Annotated in this window: 18 protein-coding genes; 7 read left to right on the top strand and 11 right to left on the bottom strand. The window is 66.0% G+C overall.

The genetic code is table 11. The annotated features are described in order from the left end of the window. Positions 1-63: 63 nt before the first annotated feature. Positions 64-345: a hypothetical protein gene (locus BLQ70_RS13255; RefSeq protein WP_091857360.1), complete on the bottom strand. Its 282-nt coding sequence runs from the start codon at positions 343-345 to the stop codon at positions 64-66. A gap of 172 nt (positions 346-517) precedes the next feature. Here BLQ70_RS13255 and BLQ70_RS13250 point away from each other — a divergent pair, with 172 nt between their 5' ends. The 3 genes from BLQ70_RS13250 (at position 518) to BLQ70_RS13240 (ending at position 3525) form a co-directional block, all read left to right on the top strand. After that, a complete protein-coding gene (locus BLQ70_RS13250; RefSeq protein WP_082617661.1) occupies positions 518-1273 on the top strand; it encodes a Crp/Fnr family transcriptional regulator in 756 nt (251 codons plus the stop codon). 120 nt (positions 1274-1393) lie between these two features. Next, positions 1394-2188, top strand: a complete 795-nt coding sequence (locus tag BLQ70_RS13245; protein WP_091857359.1) for a class I SAM-dependent methyltransferase — start codon at positions 1394-1396, stop codon at positions 2186-2188. 143 nt (positions 2189-2331) lie between these two features. Then, positions 2332-3525, top strand: coding sequence for a GGDEF domain-containing protein (locus BLQ70_RS13240; RefSeq protein ID WP_061970850.1), 1194 nt, complete (start codon positions 2332-2334; stop codon positions 3523-3525). A gap of 3 nt (positions 3526-3528) precedes the next feature. Here BLQ70_RS13240 and BLQ70_RS13235 read toward each other — a convergent pair whose 3' ends face one another. Then, positions 3529-4044, bottom strand: coding sequence for a hypothetical protein (locus BLQ70_RS13235; RefSeq protein WP_091857358.1), 516 nt, complete (start codon positions 4042-4044; stop codon positions 3529-3531). A 136-nt stretch (positions 4045-4180) separates the two neighbouring features. Here BLQ70_RS13235 and BLQ70_RS13230 point away from each other — a divergent pair, with 136 nt between their 5' ends. Next, positions 4181-5110, top strand: a complete 930-nt coding sequence (locus BLQ70_RS13230) for a glutaminase (protein WP_091857357.1) — start codon at positions 4181-4183, stop codon at positions 5108-5110. A gap of 8 nt (positions 5111-5118) precedes the next feature. Here the strand turns inward: BLQ70_RS13230 and BLQ70_RS13225 are convergent, their stop codons facing one another. The 9 genes from BLQ70_RS13225 to BLQ70_RS13185 all read right to left on the bottom strand — a co-directional run bounded on the left by BLQ70_RS13225 (position 5119) and on the right by BLQ70_RS13185 (position 13801). Then, positions 5119-6741, bottom strand: a complete 1623-nt coding sequence (locus BLQ70_RS13225; RefSeq protein ID WP_061970844.1) for an ABC-F family ATP-binding cassette domain-containing protein — start codon at positions 6739-6741, stop codon at positions 5119-5121. A gap of 80 nt (positions 6742-6821) precedes the next feature. Further along, a complete protein-coding gene (ybaK, locus tag BLQ70_RS13220; protein ID WP_091857356.1) occupies positions 6822-7295 on the bottom strand; it encodes a Cys-tRNA(Pro) deacylase in 474 nt (157 codons plus the stop codon). 473 nt (positions 7296-7768) lie between these two features. Further along, positions 7769-8164, bottom strand: coding sequence for a GlcG/HbpS family heme-binding protein (locus tag BLQ70_RS13215; protein ID WP_091857355.1), 396 nt, complete (start codon positions 8162-8164; stop codon positions 7769-7771). Positions 8165-8178: 14 nt separating this feature from the next. After that, on the bottom strand, positions 8179-8925 hold the full coding sequence (locus tag BLQ70_RS13210; protein ID WP_061970838.1) for an SDR family NAD(P)-dependent oxidoreductase: 747 nt from the start codon (positions 8923-8925) through the stop codon (positions 8179-8181). Positions 8926-8929: 4 nt separating this feature from the next. Beyond that, on the bottom strand, positions 8930-10042 hold the full coding sequence (locus tag BLQ70_RS13205) for an ABC transporter ATP-binding protein (RefSeq protein WP_091857354.1): 1113 nt from the start codon (positions 10040-10042) through the stop codon (positions 8930-8932). A gap of 5 nt (positions 10043-10047) precedes the next feature. Then, positions 10048-10869, bottom strand: coding sequence for a carbohydrate ABC transporter permease (locus BLQ70_RS13200; RefSeq protein ID WP_091857353.1), 822 nt, complete (start codon positions 10867-10869; stop codon positions 10048-10050). After that, positions 10866-11783: a carbohydrate ABC transporter permease gene (locus BLQ70_RS13195; RefSeq protein WP_061970832.1), complete on the bottom strand. Its 918-nt coding sequence runs from the start codon at positions 11781-11783 to the stop codon at positions 10866-10868. The genes BLQ70_RS13200 and BLQ70_RS13195 overlap by 4 nt, the downstream gene beginning before the upstream one ends. A 6-nt stretch (positions 11784-11789) precedes the next feature. Next, positions 11790-13085: an ABC transporter substrate-binding protein gene (locus tag BLQ70_RS13190; protein ID WP_091857352.1), complete on the bottom strand. Its 1296-nt coding sequence runs from the start codon at positions 13083-13085 to the stop codon at positions 11790-11792. Between the two features lie 32 nt (positions 13086-13117). Further along, complete coding sequence (locus BLQ70_RS13185; protein ID WP_091857351.1) at positions 13118-13801, bottom strand: FadR/GntR family transcriptional regulator; 684 nt, start codon at positions 13799-13801, stop codon at positions 13118-13120. Positions 13802-13901: 100 nt separating this feature from the next. Between BLQ70_RS13185 and BLQ70_RS13180 the strand changes: the two genes are divergently transcribed. Genes BLQ70_RS13180 through BLQ70_RS25350 form a run of 3 tightly spaced genes read left to right on the top strand, consistent with a single transcriptional unit; the run spans position 13902 to position 17121 of the window. Next, complete coding sequence (locus BLQ70_RS13180) at positions 13902-15122, top strand: enolase C-terminal domain-like protein (protein WP_091857350.1); 1221 nt, start codon at positions 13902-13904, stop codon at positions 15120-15122. After that, positions 15119-16804 (top strand): GMC family oxidoreductase, encoded by a 1686-nt coding sequence (locus BLQ70_RS13175; protein ID WP_091857349.1) that lies wholly within the window; start codon positions 15119-15121, stop codon positions 16802-16804. The genes BLQ70_RS13180 and BLQ70_RS13175 overlap by 4 nt, the downstream gene beginning before the upstream one ends. Beyond that, positions 16801-17121, top strand: a complete 321-nt coding sequence (locus BLQ70_RS25350; RefSeq protein ID WP_139163540.1) for a hypothetical protein — start codon at positions 16801-16803, stop codon at positions 17119-17121. Before BLQ70_RS13175 ends, BLQ70_RS25350 begins: the two co-directional genes overlap by 4 nt. Positions 17122-17141 lie beyond the last annotated feature (20 nt).

Raw genomic sequence — 17141 nt, 5'->3', positions numbered from 1 at the left:
GCCCGGCCTCCCTGGATTGTTTCGCTGCGCGCGTAGTGACGGACTTTGCGGAATCAGCGGTGTTCAGCGAACGATATGCGTGACCGGTCCGCCGGCCATCGCCTGCTGCGACGGCGAGGCGATCGCGCGCTTGGCGGCGCTGCGCGAGCGGTCGGCGCGGTCGACGGCGGCAAGCTGCAGGCTGTCGGCATAGCCGCGCTCGCCCCTTGCGAGGGCAATGCTGGTCGAGCTCTGGTCATCAGGCATTTGAAGCCCGGCGCCCAGGGTCAGACCCGATACGGCCGTGCCCATGAGGCCGAAGAAGACGATGGCGCGCATGGCCGGCGCGAGGCTGGACTTCGGCATGGATGTCTCCAGGGCTGACCGGTCGATTGACCGGCTTTCGAGAGGGAAACGCCGGAAATGCCGCCTCGGTTCCCGCCTGACGCGAGTAGCCGGCTTTTACGGAACGAGGAGCGCCCTTGCTGCGTTGACTCGAAGCCGGCTCCCTGCCGGCGATCGGGGGATCAATTCGACCATGAACATCGTCAGCCGGCCCGGGCGCCTCGGCACGCCCTGTCTTGCCTGTCCCTTGCGGCTGAAGCCGGCTTTCCGGGACAAGACCGATGATGAGATCCGCTTCATCCAGACGATGAAGGTCGATCACCGGTTCATGCGCGCCGGGGGCGACATCATTCATCCCGGCCAGGAGGATGCCGAACTCTATACGCTCTATTCCGGCTGGGCCTTCCGCTACAAATCCCTGCCGGACGGGCGTCGCCAGATCCTCAACTTCCTCCTGCCGGGGGATCTCGTCGGTCTGCAGGCTTCGCTGCTGTCGGCTGCCGAGCACGGCATCGAGGCCCTGACGGATGTCGAGCTCTGCGTCTTCCCGCGCCGGCGCCTCTGGGATCTCTTCGAGCGGATGCCGACGCTGGCCTATGAGGTGGCCTGGCTCGGTTCGCGCGAGGAATGCATGATCGACGACAATCTCACCTCGGTCGGGCAGCGCAGCGCCGGCGAGCGCCTCGCCGCGCTGATCATCTCGCTCTATCACCGTGTCGACGCGCTCGGCCTGGTCGCCAATGACAGCTTCGCCTTTCCGCTCTCGCAGCAGCAGCTTGCCGATGCGCTCGGCCTCTCGCTCGTCCATACCAGCAAGACCTGGTCGCGCCTGCGCCGGGAAGGATTGTTCGCGCTGTCGGGAGGGAGGCTGACCCTGCTGAACCCGCGCCTGACGGCGCGGATGGCTGCGGCTTACGAACAGATCACGGCGCCAAGGCCGCTGATCTGACGGCTTTGCTTGCGACCGATGCGGAAAAGGCTTGGCGAGAGCCAGCTCTTGACCCCATATGCCGCGCAGGTAACGTGATTTGCGTCAGACGCGTCGTCTCTGCGGCGTTCAAGGGGTGTCATGTCTTCGACGATTCGTCATCGCCCACCGCGAGCCGCCTCGCTGGCGGCCCGTCTCGGGCAGTCCCGCGTCGCGACGCGGATCGAGGGCGAGGTGCGCGTCACCGCCGCCGATCTCGTCGATTGCGTGGCCGAGGCGAAGCTCAAGGTCGCCGCCGTTCGCTACAAGGTCGAGGGCGAGGTCCGCAACACTGCGGAGAAATTCAAGAGCCGCGTCAGTGACGCCAAGGCGAAGCTCGGCGACGAGGCGCGCTTCATCAAGTCCTGGATCGACGATCCCCGCCGCACCGGCTCGGTCACGCCGTCGAGCCCCGCTCTCGCCAGGCGCATGGCGTCCTTCGTCGACCCCGAGCAACCCGGCCCGGTGATCGAGATCGGCCCCGGCACCGGCCCGGTCACCGAAGCGCTGATCGAGCGCGGCATCGACGAAAGCCGGCTGATTCTGGTCGAGTACAGCCCCGAATTCTGCGAGTTGCTGCGCAAGCGCTTCCCGCGGGCGACGGTGGTGCAGGGCGACGCCTATGCTCTGTCAACAACGCTGGCAGGCCACCTTCCGGAAAAGGCGATCGCGCTGGTCTCCAGCCTGCCGTTGTTCAACCGCCCGCCGGCAACCCGTTCGGCGCTGGCGCGCGAGGCTTTCCCGCTGCTCGTCGAGGGCGCGCCCTTCATCCAGTTCACCTATTCGGTGATCTCGCCGATTCCGCGCAAGGGCTCCGGACTCAAGGCCTTCGTGTCCGACTGGGTGCTCCGCAACATTCCACCGGCGCGAGTCTGGGTTTATCGCCAGATTCGCTGATTTTTGGCATGATTGACGCTACGTCATCGTCTTGCGCCGTGGATTTCGGCCGTTTCCACACGAAATCGTAAGACCTCGCTGTTAGGCAGCGCTCGCGATCAGGTGCCTGCCGGCCTGCTTGCCAGCGAGGAGCCTAACAGCCGATGAGTGGCGCCGTCCTCCGTTACAGTTTGCCCCGCTGGCGCGTGACGCGCTGGCTGGCGGATGCCGGACCGGATGTCCCGCCCGAGATTCGGGTCGCGCTGATCGCCAGCCTCTACGGCACGCTGCCGATCTTCGCCGGCGGCGTCATCAATTCGCTCGCGGTCTCCTTCCTGATCGCCTGGCGTATCCCGACCCTGCCATTCGCCCTCTGGTGCGCCTTCGAGGTGCTCTGCTGCGGCATCCGCCTGGTCGTCCTGATCTACGCCCGCCGCCGGGCCGCGCGCGGTGCTTCGACGCCGACCGATCTCTATCTCCTGCTCGGGGTCGCCTGGGCGGCCGGCATCGGCGCTGGCACCTTCCTCAGCCTGACGAGTGGCGACTGGGTCGTGGCCACGCTGGCCTGCCTTTCCGCTGCCGCGATGGTCGGCGGCATCTGCTTCCGGAATTTCGCCGCACCGCGCATGGCCGGCCTGATGATCGGATTGACGCTGGGGCCTTGCGTGCTCGCCGCACCGTTCCTGTCCGAGCCGATCATGCTGATCACCTTCATGCAGATCCCCTTCTACCTCTTCAGCATGGCGGTCGCGGCCTACAAGCTGAACGCCATGCTGATCTCGACCATGCGGGCCGAGCGCGAGAACGCCTTTCACGCGCGCCATGACGTGCTCACCGGCCTCTCTAACCGGGCCGGCCTGGCCAAGGCCTTCGCGACGCGGTTCGAGAGCGAGACGGCGCCGCGCGGGCTCGCTCTGGTCTATCTCGACCTCGACGGCTTCAAGGCGGTCAACGACAATCATGGCCATATGGCGGGCGATGCGTTGCTCCAGCTCGTCGCCGAGCGCTTGCGCGGCCTCGTCCGCAGCTCCGATATCGCGGCGCGCATTGGCGGGGACGAATTCGTCGTGCTCTCCGAGCAGACCGAGCGGACGCAGCTCCAGCGCTTCGGCGAACGCATCGTGCGCGAGATTTCGGAGCCCTATGAGCTCGACAGCGGCCACCAGCTCGCCATTGGTGCGTCGGTCGGCATTGCGCTCGCGCCGGAGCACGGGCGCGACATGAACAGCCTGATGTCGGCGGCCGATGCCGCGCTCTATCAGGCGAAGTCGCGCGGCAAGTCGCTCTGCGTCATCGCCGGGCAGCGCTCCGTTCTGGATGCGCGCGTTTCGAGCGGGCGCCATCCGCGATTGCAGTAAGGCCTATTCGATCTCGCAGGCGTCGCTCGCGGGCGTCAGGCGCCAGAGCCCGTCATCGGGTTTCGCCGGGATTGTCACCGCGCCGTCGGCGATCTCCTCGGCATCGTAGGGATTCGGGTTGGCGACGATCCCGCCATTGCGGATATCGAGCGCACCCTGCGGCCCGCTCTCCAGGCGCCAGCTTCCGGCATCCCATTCCGGCACGCAGCGCAGGCCCTTGCCCTGCGGCTTGCAGAAGCCGCCGAGCTGGTAGTCGAAGCGGTTCGCGGTCGTGCGCTGGCGCAGGTTGAAATAGAGCGCGACATAGACCGCCGCATGCGGCTCGGCCTGCCAGTTGCCGGGCTTGTGGACCAGGCGGATCTTCACGACCTTCTGCTGCGGATGCGCCCTGAGATGGGCCGCGTCGTAAGAACGCTCCCAGCAGGCGTCCCACTTCGGAGGAAGCTCGCTTTCGAGCGGCCGGGCGGTGGCCGGCAGGGCTGCGATCAGCAGGGCGGAAACGACGGCGGCGCGGCGCATTCTGGGGGCCTCCGGCTTCGGAGTTTCAGATCATCGCAGTTTCGTCTCGGCTGCAATGGCTTTCCCCGGCGCTTGACCGCAAGCCCGGCCTGAGGCTTGGCTGTCGCGCCGAGACGGAGCAGCCGGAGCGGGAAGCGTGACGGATATCGGGCGGCTTGTCCGCGACATCGCCGATGAGATGCGCGGCGCCGAGGAGCGCGGCGAGGTCGCGACCTATATTCCGCCGCTGGCCCGGATCGATCCCCGCCAGTTTGGGCTCTGCGTCGTGATGGCGGATGGCGAGATCCATGCCGCCGGTGACAGCGAGGAGCTCTTCTCGATCCAGAGCGTCTCGAAGGTCTTCGCCCTGACGCAGGCGCTCGGCAAGGTCGGCGACACGCTCTGGCGCCGGGTCGGGCGCGAGCCTTCGGGCACGCCGTTCAATTCGATCGTCCAGCTCGAGCGCGAGGAGGGCGTGCCGCGCAATCCCTTCATCAATGCCGGCGCGCTCGTCGTCGCCGATATCAACCTCGCGGGCCACGAGCCGCGCGTCGCCATCGGCGAACTGCTGCGCTTCATGCGCTATCTCGCCGATGACGACACGATCATTATCGACGAGGCCGTGGCACGGGCCGAGCAGGCGACCGGCTTCCGCAACATCGCGCTCGCCAATTACATGAAGGCTTTCGGCAACATCACCCATCCGCCGGAACTGACGCTCGGCGTCTATTTCCACCAATGCGCCATCGCCATGAGCTGTCGCCAGCTCGCCATGGCCGGGCGCTTCCTGATGCATGGCGGCTTCTACGAGCCCGGTGGGCCGCGCGTCGTCTCAGGCCAGCGGGCGCGGCGCATCAACGCGCTGATGCTGACCTGCGGCCATTACGACGCTTCGGGTGATTTCGCCTTCCGCGTCGGCCTGCCCGGCAAGTCCGGCGTCGGTGGCGGCATCCTGGCGATCGCGCCGGGCAAGGCCGCGATCGCGGTCTGGTCGCCCGGTCTCAATGCCAACGGCAATTCCCTGCTCGGCACGCTGGCGCTGGAACGCCTGACCGAAGCGACGGGCTGGTCGGTCTTCGCCAGATAGCGCAGCGATTAGCTGCGCAACCCCGGCGCTTCCTGCCCGGTGCGGGCGACATACTCCGTATAGCCCCCGCCATAGGCATGGACGCCATCCGGCGTCAGCTCCAGCAGGCGGTTGGAGAGCGCGGCGAGGAAATGCCGGTCGTGGCTGACGAAGAGCATCGTGCCCTCGTAGTTCGAGAGCGCGGTGATCAGCATTTCCTTGGTGGCGATGTCGAGGTGGTTGGTCGGTTCGTCCAGCACCAGGAAATTCGGGGGGTCGTAGAGCATCATCGCCATGACGAGCCGCGCCTTCTCGCCGCCCGAGAGCACGCGGCAGCGCTTCTCGACATCGTCGCCCGAGAAACCGAAGCAGCCGGCCAGCGACCTGAGCGACCCCTGCCCGGCCTGTGGGAAGCGGTCCTCCAGCGCCTCGAACACGGTGCGCTCGCCGTCGAGCACCTCCATGGCGTGCTGGGCGAAATAGCCGAGCTTGACGCTGGCGCCGATATTGACAGTGCCGGTATCGGCCTCGGTCGTGCCTGTGACGAGCTTCAGCAGCGTCGACTTACCGGCGCCGTTCACGCCGAGCACGCACCAGCGCTCCTTGCGCTGGATCTGGAAGTTCAGCCCGTCATAGATGCTGCGGCTGCCATAGGCCTTGCCGACATTCTTGAGGCTGACCACGTCGTCGCCCGAGCGTGGCGCCGGCTGGAACTCGAAGGCAACGCTCTGGCGCCGCCGCGGCGGCTCGACGCGCTCGATCTTGTCGAGCTTCTTCACACGGCTCTGCACCTGCGCGGCATGCGAGGCGCGGGCCTTGAAGCGTTCGATGAAGGCGATCTCCTTGGCGAGCATCGCCTGCTGGCGCTCGAACTGCGCCTGCATCTGCTTCTCGGCCAGCGCCCGCTGCTGCTGGTAGAACTCGTAATCGCCGGAATAGCTGGTCAGCGCGCCGCCATCGATCTCGATGATCTTGCCGACGATGCGGTTCATGAACTCGCGATCATGCGAGGTCATCAGCACGGCGCCGTCATAGTTCTTGAGGAAGGATTCCAGCCAGATCAGGCTTTCGAGGTCGAGATGGTTCGAAGGCTCGTCGAGCAGCATCGCATCGGGGCGCATCAGCAGGATGCGGGCGAGCGCGACGCGCATCTTCCAGCCGCCGGAGAGGCCGCCGACATCGCCCTCCATCATCTCCTCGCTGAAGCCCAGGCCCGCGAGCACCTCGCGCGCCCGGCCGTCGAGCGCATAGCCGTCGAGCTCCTCGAAGCGGCCCTGCACCTCGCCATAGCGGGTGATGATCTCCTCCATCTCGTCGGCCCTGTCGGGATCGACCATGGCGGCTTCGAGCTCGGCGAGCTCGGCCGCGACAGTGCTGACGGGGCCTGCCCCGTCCATCACCTCGGCGACGGCGCTGCGCCCGGCCATCTCGCCGACATCCTGGCTGAAATAGCCGATGGTGATGCCGCGATCGGTCGAGACCACACCCTCGTCGGGCGCCTCCTCGCCGGTGATCATCCGGAACAGCGTGGTCTTGCCGGCACCGTTCGGCCCGACCAGCCCGACCTTCTCGCCCTTCAGAAGCCCTGCCGAGGCCTCGATGAAGACGATCTGTTTTCCGTTCTGCTTGCTGATGTTCTCGAGGCGGATCATGGAAATGGGGAACCTTGGAGGAATGCTCCCGCGGCACTAAGCCATCGGGACGTATCGGGAAAGCCTTGAAGAGCCTGCTATCAGGCCGAGATGACCGCGCTGCGGGCATTGGCCGCGCTGAGGAGATCGGCGGGCGCCAGCGCGATCTGCAGGCCGCGCTGGCCGCCGTTGACATAGACCAGCGCTTCCGAAGAAGCCGCCTCGTCCACGATTGTCGGCAATTTGCGCTTCTGGCCGAAGGGGCTGACGCCGCCGACCTTGTAGCCGGTCAGGCGCTCGGCATCGGGCACCGGCATCATCGCGGCAGCCTTCCCACCAAAGGCGGCCGCGACCTTTTTCATGCTGGCCTCGCGGTCGGAGGCGAGCACGATGCAGACCGGCTTGCCGTCGACCTGCGCGATCAATGTCTTGAGCACGCGCTGGGCCGGCTCGCCCAGCGCCTCCGCCGCCTGCAACCCGACGCGCTCGGCATTCGGATCATAGGTGTAGCTGTGCAGCTCGAAACGGATTCCGAGCTGCTTCAGCGCCAGCGTGGCGGGGGTCGTCTGGGCCATCGTCCCGTCGTGGTCCGTAAGTCAAAAACCGAGAATGAACATTGTTATTTTACAGTGGCTTAGAAATCTGATGTCCATCAAAAATGAGAGAATTTCCAGCAAATAATCTGAGTGGCGCGTCTGCATCGATCAAAAAATGAGGCTGCAGTCTCCCGAGGCCGAGAGAGTGGCGCCCGGACGAGCGGCTTAATCGATCGAACGCTAGCCTGGAACTCCATTCATAATTCACTGATTGCCTAAAGCCAGCCGGCATTCGCCATGGCCGCCGCGATGACGCGAATGGCGAGAAGCGCCATCAAGCCGCGCCAGCAACCTGCATTTGTGCTACGCGCCACAACCAGACATTGGCTGATTGCCGACAAGCGGACCTTGAACATCTGTCCTGAAACGGACATCGAAGGCCCGCTCGAAAAACTGCAAATGGATGTCAATCTCGGTTCGGACCAGGCCACGAAGCTTGTTCGCCTGCCAGTTTACCGTCCAATGGCTGCAACTGCGCAGGCGTCATCCACGTCTGCAGCGTCGCCGGAGACACCGAGCGCGCCCAGGATCTGTTTATCCTCGCGCACCAATACCCCGCCGGCAGCAGGGAGCAACCTGCCGGACAAGAGTGTCGCGGCTGCGGAGAAGAAGGCTGTATTCGCCTCCGCTCTTTCGACGAGGTCGCGCGTATCCAATCCGAGCGCGATGCAGCTCCAGGCCTTCGCCAGGGCGAATTCGTGCCGGGCGATCGTGGCGCCGTCCTCTCGGGCTGATGCGACGATATGGCCCCCGGCATCGACGACCACCACCGCCAGCGGTCGGGCGCCCAGTGCGCGGCCGGCTGCCAGAGCCGCGGCGATCAGGCTCTGCGCCCGTTCCAGAGTCATGGTGCCTCCCGTGCTCAGTATGTGCAGCGGCCACCCGAGAGATCGAAGACCGAGGCGGTGGTGAAGCTGTTCTCGCGGCTGACCAGCCAGGCGACCATGGCGGCGGCCTCGTCCACCTCAAGAAAGCGGGCGCGGGGAATGCGCGACAGCATGTATTGGATGAAATCCGGCTTAAGCGTGTCGAGGATGCGGGTTTTGGCCGTGGCTGGCGAGATCGCGTTCACGGCGATGTCGTAACCGGCGAGCTCCTTGCCCAGCGATTTCGTCAGGCCGATCACGCCCGCCTTTGCGGCCGAATACGCGGCGAGGTTCGGGTTGCCTTCCTTGCCTGCGACCGACGAGATATTGACGATCCGCCCATAATTCCGCGCCTTCATGCCGGGTACGACGACCTTGTTCACATAGAACGTGCCGTTCAGGTTGACCTCGACGACGCGGCGCCACTCGTCGGGGTCATAGGCGTCGAGCGGGGCGTTGCCGCCGGCGATGCCGGCCGAGTTGACGAGGATCGAGACCGGGCCGGTTTCGGCTTCGACTTCGCGATGGGCATGCGTCAGGCGGTCGAGATCGGTGATGTCGACCTGCTTGGCGGAAGCTCCGGAGCCCAGCAGCGCCAGCGCCTTCTTCAATTCGTCCGCGTCGCGATCCCAGAGGCTGACGCGCGCGCCGGACGCGATGAGCCGCTTGGCGATGGCGAGGCCCAGCCCCTGGGCGCCGCCGGTGACGACCGCGACCTGGTCGTCGAGGGAAATCCTGTTCATGGGCTCAGCCTGCAAGGTTCTGATGGTAGTGCAGCGAAGCGCCGCCATCGGTTTCGAAAAAGCGCGCCTTGTCCGGATCGGCCGGTGACAGGCCGATGGCGGCTCCGGTCGGAAGCTCGACGGATGGCGGCAGGAAGGCCGCGATCAGGCGCTCGCCCACTTCGACGCGGACAAGGCTGCGCGACCCCAGATACTCGACGGTGCGGACGGTGCCGCGGATCGCTGCGGCCTCGGAGGCGTCGTGCTTCAGATCCTCGGGCCTGAGCCCCACCGAAATTCGGCGCCCGCCCTTCTGCGCCGCGACAGGGAGCATGATGTCGAAGCCCGGTCCGCGCAGCCGTCCGTCGGTCGCCTCGCCGTCGAGGATGTTCATGCCGGGCTCACCGAGGAAGCGGGCGACGAAGAGATTGGCCGGATTGTTGTAGAGTTCGCGCGGGCTGCCGGCCTGCTCGACCCGTCCGTTCGACATGACCACGACCAGATCCGACAGGGTCATCGCCTCGCTCTGGTCATGGGTGACATAGAGCATGGTCGCGCCGAGCCGCTGGTGGATGTCTTTCAGCTCGGAACGCATCTGCACGCGCAGTTGCTGGTCGAGGTTCGAGAGCGGCTCGTCCAGCAGATAGACGGTCGGCGTCCGCACCATGGCCCGGCCGAGCGCGACGCGCTGGCGCTGGCCGCCTGAGATCTGGCGCGGGAAGCGGTCGAGCATCGCCTCGAGGCCGAGCATCTTCACGGCGGCGCGGACCTTGCGGTCGACCTCCGCCTCGGGCGTGCGGCGCCGGCGCGCCCTCAAGGGGAAGGCGATGTTCTCGTAGAGCGTCATATGCGGGTAGAGCGCGTAGGACTGGAACACCATGGCGATGTCGCGATCTGCCGGCTTCATGGTGGTGACGTCCCGGTCGCCGATCATGATCTGCCCTTCGGTCGGCGTCTCCAGCCCGGCGATCATGTTGAGCGTCGTGCTCTTGCCGCAGCCGGAGGGGCCGAGCAGGGTGACGAACTGCCCAGGCTCGACGGCGATGTTGACGCCCGACACCGCCCAGCCGGAGCCATAACTCTTCCCGACATTACGGAAGCGGACGGATTGGGCCGTATTCGGCCGTGCTTCGGTCATATCATTCAGCCTTTGACGGACCCATCGGCGAAGCCGCCGATCAGGAATTTTCTGAACAGGAGGAAGACCACCACGGGCGGGATCGTCGCGATGATCACGCCCGCCATCAGCGAGCCCCAATCGCGACCGTGGAAGCCCTGGAAGAAGATCAGCGCGACCTGGAGCGTGCGCAGTTCGGGCGAGTCCACCATGGTCGAGCCGGTGACGTAGTCGTTCCAGCAATGCAGGAAGCCGAAGGTCGCGGCCGCCAGCAGCGCGGGCTTTGCGCCGGGGAGCACGATCTTCCAGACGGCCTCGGCCCGCGAATAGCCATCCATCTCGGCCGCGTGCTCAAGTTCGCGCGGTACGGTGGCGAAATGCGAGCGGGTGACCCAGACCGCGAAGGGCAGGATGTGCCCGGCATAGAGGATCGGCAGGATCGCCCAGGTGTTGTGCAAGCCGATGCTGGTTGCCAGCATCTGCGTCGGCAGCAGAACGGCGAAGCCGGGTACCGCCATGGTGCCGAGGAAGACGAGCAGCACCGCGGGCTTGGCCGCAACGGGATAGCGCATCAGCGCATAGCCGGCGGTCGCGCCGAGGATCAGCGAGGCCAGAACAGCCACGACCGCATAGGCGGAGCTGTTCAGGAACGCCCAGTGGACGCCCTCTGCCACCAGCTTGGCGTAGTGCTCGATGGTCGGACTTTGCGGCAGGAGCTCAGGCGGAACCGCGAAGATGCGGTTGGTCGCCTTGAACGAGGTCGATGCGGCCCAGAGGATCGGGCCGAGGGCGACGAGGCCGGCCAGCAGGCAGACGAGGAGAAGCGAGGCGCGGGAGAGTATCTTCATGCGGCTGCTCCCGGCTGCTTGCCCAGAATGCGGATATAGACGGCGATCAGCCCCATATTGATCAGGAACATCACCGCCGCGATCGCATTGCCGCGTCCCTGATCCAGCTCGACGAAGCCGGTGTGGTAGAGCGCATAGGCCAATGTGCTGGTCTGCCGGATCGGGCCGCCGCCGGTCAGGCCGATGATGAGCTGCACCTCGTTGAAATAGCTGATGGTCAGCATCGAGATCACGATCAGCAGCGAGGGCGCGAGCAGCGGCAGCGTGATCTTGCGGAAGCTCTCCCAGGCGCCGAGTCCGTCGACCGCCGCCGCCTTGTAGAGATCGCGCGGGATCTGCCCGAGGCCGCCGATCAGGATGATCGTGGCGAAGGCGAAGTTGCGCCACACCGCCACGATGATCAGCGTCGGCATGGCCAGCAACGGGTCGGTCAGCAGGTCTTGCGGCGGCAGGCCGAACGCATTGAAGGCCGCGCCCACCAGCCCGCCCGGCGAAGGCACGAGAATCCATTTCCATAGGAGCGCCACGACGATGGGGCTCATCGCCCAGGGCACGAGCAGGACCGTCAGCAGGATGCTGCCCCAGCGGCCCAGCCGCCGGATGCCCATCGCCGCCAGCAGCGCCAGGGGAACGGCGACGGCAAGCGCGGCGAAGGTGAAGAGCAGCGACCGGCCGATCGCCTGCCAGGCGAAGGGGTCGCGGAACAGCTCGAGATAGTTGGCGAGCCCGACGAAGCCCTCGTTCCCGAAGAAGAAGACTTTGTGCAGGCTCAGATAGAACCCGTAGAGCGCCGGCAGGATGTTGATGGCGATGACCAACAGCAGGGCCGGCGCCACCAGCGACGAGCCGACCAGCCGGGCCTGGCGCGCGACGGCGTCGAGGCTCCGCGGCTTCGCAAGAGGCATGGCGTGCATGGCGCGCTACCAGCCCAGCGTGGATTTGGCCCGTCCGAGAATGGCGTCCACGCTTTCCTTGGTTCCGATCAGCTCCTGCAGGGCCGTGTTCATCACCGGGAAGATCTTGGTGATGTTGGGCATACGCTGCGGGAAGGTCATCACGCCCGGCGCCGAGAGCAGCGCGGTGAAGGCGTGGATGTCCGACGCGGCCGGCGTCGCGAAATAGGGGTTCCGCAGCACGGAGCGCCGGTCGGGCACGAGACCGGCGGTCTTGGCCCATTCCAGCGACGCCTCTTCGGTGAACAGGCTTTCGACGAAGGCGGTGGCTGCGGCCGGATTGGCCGATTTGGCGGAAATGCCCACCGTCCAATACGGGCCGAGCAGGACTGCGGGCGGATTCGTGCCGAAGGCGGGCCAGGCCGAGACCGCCAGATCCTTGCCGCTATAGCCGGCGGCAATCTGCTTGTACTGCTGGAAGCGCGGCGCGAAGGCCTGCACCATCGCGAAGCGGCCGGAGGCGAACTGATCCTGGATATCGTCGCCCATTGCATTCAGCAGCGTCGGGGACAGCGCCCCGTTCGCCACGAGCTGTCTGACAACATTCGCGGCCTCCTTGGCCTCGGGACCGGTGACATTGAACTGGCCGGTGGCGGCATCGAAGATCGACGGGCCGAACCCGGACATGATGTTGATGAAGGCCGAGACGCTGTTGTCGTTGGTCGGCAGGCCGAAGCCCAGCCGGTCGCCCTTGGTCAGCTTGCCTGCGACGGGGATGAACTTTTCCCAGGTGAGAGGCGGGGCGTCGAGGCCGAGCTCGGCCAGCGCATCCTTGCGATAGAAGATCGCCTGAGCCGGGCTCGGCCAGAGCGGCAGGGAGGTGCGCTTCGTGCTGAAGACCGATTTCTCGACGAAGACCGGATAGAGATCGGGAAGCGCCTTGGCCTTGAACTCCGCCGACAGAAGATCGTCGAGATTGGCGAGCGCACCGCGCTGCTGCACCAGGTCGAGGAAGGTGTCGCGCATCCAGATCACGTCGGGTGCGCGATTCTGGGCGGAGGCGGCGACGAACTTGACCTCGAGTTCCTGGAAGGGCTGGGCCTCGATCCTGACATCGACGCCGGGATGCGCCGCCTTGAAGCGCTTGATGATCTCGCGTAGCACGACTTCGCGCGGCGATTGTCCGTCTGCCCCGAGGAAGGTCCAGACCCGGACCGTGCCCGAAAGGCCCTGTGCGCCAGCCTGTTTCGGCAGGCTGGCCAGTGCCAGCCCGGCAGCGCCGGCGCGCAGCAAGGACCTTCTGTCAAAGAGCATTGATGTCATGAGATGAGCTCCTCCCCGATTGTTTCTTTGGCTTACGTCTGCAGGTCGCTGAGCACGCGCATGCGACCGGCCAGAAGGTGACGGCGCATCTCGGCGCGGGCGCGATCTCCGTCACGCGCTGCGACTGCGGCGACGATCGCGCCATGCTCGAGCGCGATCAGCTCGCGGCGCTCCGCCATTGTCAGCACGGAGCGCTGCGCCGAAAGATTGCCCCAGCTGAAGATGTGCGAGGTCAACCGCCCCAGCGCGTCCGAGAGCTTCGGATTATGGGCGCAGACCGCCAGCGCGGCGTGGAAGGCGACGTCCTCGCGCTCACCTCGGCCGGTCAGCAGGCTGGCAAGTAGCGCCTCCTGCGCTGCCTGAAGGCGCGCGAGGTCGTCCTCGGTTCGCCGATCTGCGGACAGAGCCGCGACCTCGCTTTCCAGAGCAAGACGAACCTCGTGCCATTGAGCCAGTTCGCGCAGCGAGGAAATCGCCGAAAGCCTGACCATTTCGGGCGCGCCGGTGCGTATCGCAAAGGTGCCCGAGCCCTTGCGCGAGCGGACGATGCCCTCGGCGCGCAGCCGCGCCAGCGCCTCGCGGATGCTGGCGCGCGACAGCCCGAACATTTCGGCGAAATCCGCCTCGGGCGGCAGCCGCGCGCCATCCGCGACATTGTCGATATAGCCGGCGATCTGCCGATAGGCGATCGCGGAGCGGCTTTCGTCCGAGTCCATCCTGGCGATCCTGTCCCGTTGACGGCGCTAAATCAGTCTGCTTACAATTATGTTGTCAGACAGCTTTGCCGGTTGCAAGCCGAAATTGTCAGGGATCGCCATGAACAGATTGATCGGCTCGCGGCCGGAAGCGCGGATCGCACGGATCGAGGTGCATGAGTTCGGCTACACGGTCGACGGTCTCGGGGTGGATGCGAGCGGCAACCGCAGCGTGATGAAGGGCGCGCAGTCCCGGTTGAGCGCCTTTGCCCTGCGGATCGAGACCGAAGGCGGACATCGCGGCGAGTATTGCAGCGTCCATAGCGGCAAGAACGGCGTCATGATCGGGCAGGTGAAGGCTGCGGCCGGCCTGATCCTGGGCGAGGACGCCGAGGAGCGCGAGGCGATCTACAACAAGCTGAAGCGCGCCCATCGCCACTACATGGCGATCGGCCATTCCGCGCTGGACATCGCGCTGTGGGATCTGGCCGGCAAGGCCGTCGATCGTCCGGTCTGGCGGCTCCTCGGCGGCTACCGGCAGCGGCTTCCGACCTATGCCAGCACGCTGAATGGCGGTCGCGACGGAATTCTGGACAGCATCGAGGCCTATGCCGATTTCGCCGAGGAGTGCCTCGCGCTCGGCTATCGCGGCTACAAGATCCATGGCTGGGGTGAAGGTGACCCGAAGGAGGAGGCCGCGAACCTGCTGCTCTGCGCCCGGCGCGTCGGCGGCCGGATGGAGCTGATGTACGACGCCGCAAGCGAGCTGCGCACGCTGGCCGACGCGATCTATGTCGGCAAGGCCTGCGATGAGGGTGGCTATCTCTGGTACGAAGACCCCTTCATGGATGCCGGCTGGTCCCCGCATGCCGCCCGGCAGCTCAAGGAGAACATCCGCACCCCGTTGATGCTGACCGAGCATGTGCGCGGCCTCGAGAGCAAGGCGGCCTGGCTCCGCGACCGGGCGACGGACTACATGCGCGTCGATCCCGATTACGACATGGGCATCACCGGCACGATGAAGGTTGCGCACCTGGCCGAGGCCTTCGGCCTCGACTGCGAGATCCACGCTGCCGGCCCGGCCCAGCGGCATTGCATGTCCGCGATGCGCAATTCGAGCTGGTATGAACTTTCGCTCGTCGCCCCCGGCGTCGCCAATCCCGTCCCGCCGGTCTTCGGCTCGGGCTACAGCGATGCGCTGGAGGATATCGGCGAGGACGGCTGCGTGCCCGTTCCCGACGGGGCCGGCCTCGGCGTCGAGTACGATTGGGACTACATCCTCGCCAATCGCACCGCCTATCAGGAATTCACCCTGAAGAAGGATGGCGGAACCGCGAAATGACCGCTTCCTACGACGACATCATCGTCGGCGGCGGGCCGGCGGGCTGTGTGCTGGCCAATCGGCTGTCGGCCTCGGGGCAGAACCGTGTCCTCCTGATTGAGGCCGGCCCCGATTTCGAGCCGGGACAGGAGCCGGAAGAGATCCGCGACGTCTATCCCTATCGCGCCGCCTTCAACCCTGCCTATCAGTGGCGCGACCTGAGTGCCCGGTTGATGCCGGTCTCGCACAACGATCCCTCCCGCTCCCCGGTCAAACCCTATATCCAGCCGCGCGTGATCGGCGGTGGGTCGAGCATGAACGGCGAGATCGGCAATCGCGGGTTGCCGGCCGACTACGAAGAATGGGCGGCGCTCGGTGCGGAGGGCTGGGACTGGGCAGGCGTGCTGCCCTATTTCCGCAAGCTTGAGACCGACATGGACTATGACGGGCCATTGCATGGCTCGTCCGGCCCGATCGCGATCAGCCGCGTGATGCCGGAGGAATGGCCCGGCTTTACCCGCGCGACGATGCAGGCGCTGACGGTGGCGGGCTATCGCAATATCGGCGACCAGAATGCGGTCTTCGAAGATGGCTGGTTCCCGATGTCGCTGACGACCGATCGGCGCTCGCGTCGCTCGGCTGCCATGGGCTATCTCGACACGACGACCCGGCGGCGGTCGAACCTCACCATCCGGTCGGATACAAAGGTCGACCGCCTGCTGATGGAAGGCCGGCGGGCCGTCGGTATCCAGATCGGAGAGGAGCGTATTGCCGCGCGCCGTGTGATCCTGTCCGCCGGCGCGCTGGAAAGTCCGGCGCTGCTGCTGCGTGCCGGCATCGGGGATGCAATCCGCCTGAACGAGGCCGGCGTCGCGGTCCTCCACCATTTGCCCGGCGTCGGCCGAAACCTGAACGAACACCCCTCCATGGCGATGTCGTCATGGATCCGGCGTGGGCATCGTCTCGGCAAGACGCCACGGCGGCATGTGCAGGCGGCCTGGCGCTATTCCTCGAAGGTCGAGGGCTGCGGGCATGGCGACATGTTCATGGTGGTCGTCTCGAAGTCGGCCTGGCACCCGATCGGCCGGCGAATCGGCTCGCTCTTCAGCTGGATCAACAAGCCCTATTCCACCGGCTGGGTGCGGCTGAATCCTGAAAATCCGGCCGGGCGACCCGAGATCGCCTTCCAGATGCTGTCCGATCCGCGCGACATGGCGCGGATGAAGCTGGCTGTGCGGCGGATGTGGTCGCTCTACGCCTCGAACGAGTTGCGACAAGTCTGCAGCACTCCTTTTGCCGCGACCCATGGTGCCATGGCCAAGCTCGTCGGAGGCGTCAGCCTGCGCAACTGGCTGGTCACGCTCGGTCCCGCGCTTCTGACCGAGGGGCCGGCGCCTCTGCGCAAGCTGCTTGTCGACCGCCTCTTCGCCAGCGGCGACGATATCCCGACCGCCCTGGAGGATGACGAGGCGATGGAGGAGATGATCCGCAAGCATACCATCGGCGGCTATCACCCTTCAGGAACCTGCCGGATGGGGCGTGCCGATGACGAGGCAGCCGTGGTCTCTCCACGAGATGGCGCCGTCCACGGCATCAGTGGCCTGCACGTAATCGACGCTTCCGTGATGCCCTGTGTGCCGCGAGCCAACACCAATCTGCCGACCACGATGCTGTCGGAAAAGCTCGCGGACGGCCTGGCTTGACGCAGCTCCCTGGGGCGGAACCATCGATCGGCGACGAATTCAATTCGCTGCCTCCAAGCTCATCCGGCGCGATGGACGAGTTGGCGATCGCCGCGCAGATCGACCCGATCGATCTGCGCCTGCGCAACGGCACCGATCACGGCGATAACAATGGCAAGGCCTCCGCGCCGTCTTTACCGCCGATGGACAACTCGAACTCTCCTGCGCCATCTCCGACATTGGATCGCGCCAGAAACCGACATGAGGCGATCACTCGGAACCGGACATTGCCAGGTCGAAAGCGGCCTGCTCCTTGGCGGGCGCTCAACTTTGCCTGAGCTCAAACGCGAGTGGCCCT

It is taken from the genome of Allobosea robiniae (genome assembly GCF_900102525.1).
Lineage (GTDB): Bacteria > Pseudomonadota > Alphaproteobacteria > Rhizobiales > Beijerinckiaceae > Allobosea > Allobosea robiniae.
Note: the sequence above shows the minus strand (reverse complement) of the source record. Positions and strands in the feature narration are given on the sequence as shown.

Excerpts from the sequence above, each read along its gene's own strand:
- BLQ70_RS13240 (WP_061970850.1), top strand. The coding sequence starts at position 2,332 with ATGAGTGGCGCCGTCCTCCGTTACAGTTTGCCCCGCTGGCGCGTGACG.
- BLQ70_RS13205 (WP_091857354.1), bottom strand. The coding sequence starts at position 10,042 with ATGACCGAAGCACGGCCGAATACGGCCCAATCCGTCCGCTTCCGTAAT.
- BLQ70_RS13185 (WP_091857351.1), bottom strand. The coding sequence starts at position 13,801 with ATGGACTCGGACGAAAGCCGCTCCGCGATCGCCTATCGGCAGATCGCC.
- BLQ70_RS13235 (WP_091857358.1), bottom strand. The coding sequence starts at position 4,044 with ATGCGCCGCGCCGCCGTCGTTTCCGCCCTGCTGATCGCAGCCCTGCCG.
- BLQ70_RS13200 (WP_091857353.1), bottom strand. The coding sequence starts at position 10,869 with ATGAAGATACTCTCCCGCGCCTCGCTTCTCCTCGTCTGCCTGCTGGCC.
- BLQ70_RS13210 (WP_061970838.1), bottom strand. The coding sequence starts at position 8,925 with ATGAACAGGATTTCCCTCGACGACCAGGTCGCGGTCGTCACCGGCGGC.
- BLQ70_RS13255 (WP_091857360.1), bottom strand. The coding sequence starts at position 345 with ATGCCGAAGTCCAGCCTCGCGCCGGCCATGCGCGCCATCGTCTTCTTC.
- BLQ70_RS13175 (WP_091857349.1), top strand. The coding sequence starts at position 15,119 with ATGACCGCTTCCTACGACGACATCATCGTCGGCGGCGGGCCGGCGGGC.
- BLQ70_RS13190 (WP_091857352.1), bottom strand. The coding sequence starts at position 13,085 with ATGACATCAATGCTCTTTGACAGAAGGTCCTTGCTGCGCGCCGGCGCT.
- ybaK (WP_091857356.1), bottom strand. The coding sequence starts at position 7,295 with ATGGCCCAGACGACCCCCGCCACGCTGGCGCTGAAGCAGCTCGGAATC.
- BLQ70_RS13180 (WP_091857350.1), top strand. The coding sequence starts at position 13,902 with ATGAACAGATTGATCGGCTCGCGGCCGGAAGCGCGGATCGCACGGATC.
- BLQ70_RS13225 (WP_061970844.1), bottom strand. The coding sequence starts at position 6,741 with ATGATCCGCCTCGAGAACATCAGCAAGCAGAACGGAAAACAGATCGTC.
- BLQ70_RS13245 (WP_091857359.1), top strand. The coding sequence starts at position 1,394 with ATGTCTTCGACGATTCGTCATCGCCCACCGCGAGCCGCCTCGCTGGCG.
- BLQ70_RS13215 (WP_091857355.1), bottom strand. The coding sequence starts at position 8,164 with ATGACTCTGGAACGGGCGCAGAGCCTGATCGCCGCGGCTCTGGCAGCC.
- BLQ70_RS13195 (WP_061970832.1), bottom strand. The coding sequence starts at position 11,783 with ATGCACGCCATGCCTCTTGCGAAGCCGCGGAGCCTCGACGCCGTCGCG.
- BLQ70_RS13250 (WP_082617661.1), top strand. The coding sequence starts at position 518 with ATGAACATCGTCAGCCGGCCCGGGCGCCTCGGCACGCCCTGTCTTGCC.